Below are 2,927 nucleotides of genomic sequence, written 5' to 3'. Positions count from 1 at the left end.
GTCGGAAACTCGTGGCGCTGATCCTTGGTCATCCAGTAGTGGTCGTCGAACTTGCCTGCCAGTTCAGCGACCGCGGCGCGAATCGTCTGCTGATCCTCGCTCAACTCGAAGTCCACATTGATCTCCGATCGACATTGCAGGGACAGGCAACCTAGGCAACCTATGTGTCTAATTATACTAATGGACAGACCAAAAAGAAAGTCCCCTTCGGGCCGTCTCGGGATGCCTGGTCAGACCGGGAGGGGAAGGAGCGGCAGGGTGTCTGCAATGCGTTCGTTCCATGCCGCGGGCGTGCCGAACAGCACGCGGTCGAGCTTGGCGCGCTTGTAGAACAGCTGCAGGTCGTGCTCCCAGGTGTAGCCGATGGCGCCGTGAAGGGTCAGCGCGCTATCGGCGAGGTCGGCGGCGTGACCGGTGACTTGCGCCTTTGCCACCGCCGCGTGGGTGGCGCACTCGGCAAGGCGCTCCTCGACCGATTGTGCCGCGTAGAAGGCGATGGACATCGAGGACTCCACGGTGACAAGCATCTGGGCGGCGGCGTGCTTGACGGCTTGGAACGAGCCGATCGGGTGGCCGAACTGGGGTCGATGCGTGCTGGAGTCGACGGTCAGCCCGAGCATCCGTTCGCAGGCGCCCAGCGCGTCGGCGGCAACCAGAACCGCTGCTCTGGTAGCGATTTCGCCCAGCGCTGCGGTGGCATCGATATCGAGTCGGCGTGCCTCGACGTCGTCGAGGGTGATATCGGCAACGTCTCGCGAGCGGTCCAGCAGCGGCCGGGGGTGAACCCCCATACCCCCGGCCGCGCTGTCCACCAGCCACAGCTCCGTGGCGTCGCCGTGGCACACGGGAACCAAGAATCGCCGTGCCTGGGCCCCACCGAGTACGCAGGGTATCCGTCCGTGCAGCTGATCGCCGCGGACCTGCACCGATGTCGGTGCGGGTATGCGGTCGGCTCGCACCGCCAATGCGGTCACCTCACCGGCCTCCATCGTGGCCCGCAACACGTCCGCCTCGTCGGCGAGTACCGGCGCCACGATGGCCGATTGCAGCCAGCCGGCCGATGGCACCGCCGCGCGGCCCAGTTCGCGCGCGACGAGGGCGAGCTCCAACACGCCGCCCCCCTGGCCGCCGTGGTCTTCGTCGAAACCGACCCCGGCCCAACCCTCCTCAACGAAGAGACGCTCGAAGTGAGTGTGGTCGCCGGTATCGAGCCAACCGCGCACCGCCGCGGATTGGGCGCGTTCGTGCAGCCACTCGCGCAGCGAGGCGACAAACAGATCCTGTTCTTCGGAAAGCTCCCAGTGCATTGGCGTAGCTCCTAATCGCAATCCCGTTCGGCGAACGGGCCGATCAAATAAATGGTATCTTAGGTCTGACCATAATCCAAGAGGTGGACGCGATGGAAGCACCGGAACCCGCCACACGCGTGCGATCCGGCCTCAAGCTGAGCCCCGTCGACGTCCCCAAGGCGTCCGACGTGCTCGCCGGCCAGTTGCGCGAGCGGATCCTCAACGGCGAACTCGTCGAGGGTGTCCCGCTTCCGGCGGAGCGCGAACTCGTCAAACAGACGCAGATGAGCCGGGCCACCGTGCGTGAAGCGCTGCGCATCCTCGAGGTGCAGAACCTCGTTCGCGTGAAAGCGGGCCGCGCGGGCGGAGCGTTCGTTCAGCGACCCACGACCAAGTCGATGGCGAGCTCCGTGAGCATGCTCATCCGTGGCAGGCACATCAAACTGATCGACCTGATGGAGGCAAGGGAGGCGCTGGAACCGTTCTGCGCCGAACTTGCCGCGCGCAACCGCACAGACGACGATTTGGCGGTGCTCGACAAGACCAACGAGGAAATCGCAGAGCCCGACACCGATCTCGAACAGTTCCTGCGGTCCAATCTCGATTGGCACGTGGGTGTTGCGGTTGCCAGTCACAACGAGCTGTTGATCGGCTTCATGATCGCGTTGTCGGAGGCAATCTATGCCGGCACCGAGGATGAAGCCTTCGTCGATACCGATGTGCGCGCGGTGACCACCATTGCACACCGGATGATCACCAGTGCGATCCGTGATCGCGACTCCGAGACTGCCGGACGCCGAATGCGCAAGCACGTCCACGGCTACGCCGATGCGTTGGCCGAATCCGATGAGCGCGAAGCGATCGTCGTCGGCGACGCCGCCGTGGGCCAATAACTCACCGCCGCACTATCTTCAGAACTGTCTACAGTTGGGCGTCGTGGGCAGTCCGTTGAAGCGATCGGCGATCCAGTGCATCCCGTGCTCGCCGTCGACGAGCGGGGTGTGGGCATGGTTGACCACGCGCTTGTTGAGGAAGGGCGGTTGCTGGTTGGTCCAGAACTCGACGTCGGCTCCCCGGGCATACCAGTCGAGGCCGAGCTGACGGCAAGGACCCATGGCGGTCGTTCTCCTAGCTGGTGGTGGTATCTCCGGGCATGCCCCGAGGAGGAGAGCAAAAGGTGCTCGTTCGGGGGAAGCCTGCGTCGCCCGCATCGGCGACGATGGCGAGGTCTCAACAGTCACGAGGTGGAGATGACACCGGCGCCGCCAGATTTCCGCACCGACAGCCTAGGCGAGTGCACGATCGTCTCTCCGTTGCGTGCAACCCAGTTCATGGACAAATCGAAACCGCTCTTGTTCCGCGCGGATATCGATGAGCTTCGGGAGCAATTCCGGGCCGGCGTCGATCCCCCCGCCTTCGAGCTGGCGGGTCCGCAAGAGAAAATCTACTTTGATCCCACCGCCCTGCGGTGCGGGATCGTCACATGTGGCGGCCTTTGCCCCGGCTTGAATGATGTCATCCGCTCCATCGTCTTCTGCTTGCACGAAAAGTATGGCATTGCAAAGGTTTACGGGTTCCGGTTCGGTTACGCGGGTCTAGTCGACCGAAGCGCGCTGACACCGATCGAATTGACGACCC

At 64.0% G+C, this 2,927-nt stretch carries 3 protein-coding genes and 2 pseudogenes; 2 read left to right on the top strand and 3 right to left on the bottom strand.

Features of this window, described 5'->3' with window-relative positions; all coding sequences use genetic code 11:
• Both QOC69_RS00120 and QOC69_RS00115 read right to left on the bottom strand, forming a co-directional pair.
• Positions 1 to 116: pseudogene (locus QOC69_RS00120) on the bottom strand (acyl-CoA dehydrogenase family protein); the annotation flags it as partial.
• Between the two features lie 114 nt (positions 117 to 230).
• Positions 231 to 1,307: an acyl-CoA dehydrogenase family protein gene (locus tag QOC69_RS00115; RefSeq protein WP_526435129.1), complete on the bottom strand. Its 1,077-nt coding sequence runs from the start codon at positions 1,305 to 1,307 to the stop codon at positions 231 to 233.
• A 92-nt stretch (positions 1,308 to 1,399) separates the two neighbouring features.
• On the opposite strand from QOC69_RS00115, the gene QOC69_RS00110 reads away from it, so the two are divergent.
• On the top strand, positions 1,400 to 2,182 hold the full coding sequence (locus tag QOC69_RS00110) for a FadR/GntR family transcriptional regulator (RefSeq protein WP_526435127.1): 783 nt from the start codon (positions 1,400 to 1,402) through the stop codon (positions 2,180 to 2,182).
• An 18-nt stretch (positions 2,183 to 2,200) separates the two neighbouring features.
• Here QOC69_RS00110 and QOC69_RS00105 read toward each other — a convergent pair.
• Positions 2,201 to 2,398, bottom strand: a pseudogene (locus QOC69_RS00105) (lipase family protein); the annotation flags it as partial.
• Positions 2,399 to 2,539: 141 nt separating this feature from the next.
• On the opposite strand from QOC69_RS00105, the gene QOC69_RS00100 reads away from it, so the two are divergent.
• The coding region (locus tag QOC69_RS00100) for a 6-phosphofructokinase (protein WP_526435131.1) at positions 2,540 to 2,927 on the top strand (388 nt) is incomplete at its 3' end.

The organism is Mycobacterium sp. (assembly GCF_032162105.1).
In the GTDB taxonomy this organism is placed as follows: Bacteria; Actinomycetota; Actinomycetes; order Mycobacteriales; family Mycobacteriaceae; genus Mycobacterium.
The sequence above is the reverse complement of the archived record's forward strand: the minus strand, read 5'-3'. Positions and strand labels throughout refer to the sequence as shown.

What these genes read in the sequence shown, in the direction of transcription:
- QOC69_RS00115 (WP_526435129.1), bottom strand. Translation starts at nt 1,307, where the DNA reads ATGCACTGGGAGCTTTCCGAAGAACAGGATCTGTTTGTCGCCTCGCTG.
- QOC69_RS00110 (WP_526435127.1), top strand. Translation starts at nt 1,400, where the DNA reads ATGGAAGCACCGGAACCCGCCACACGCGTGCGATCCGGCCTCAAGCTG.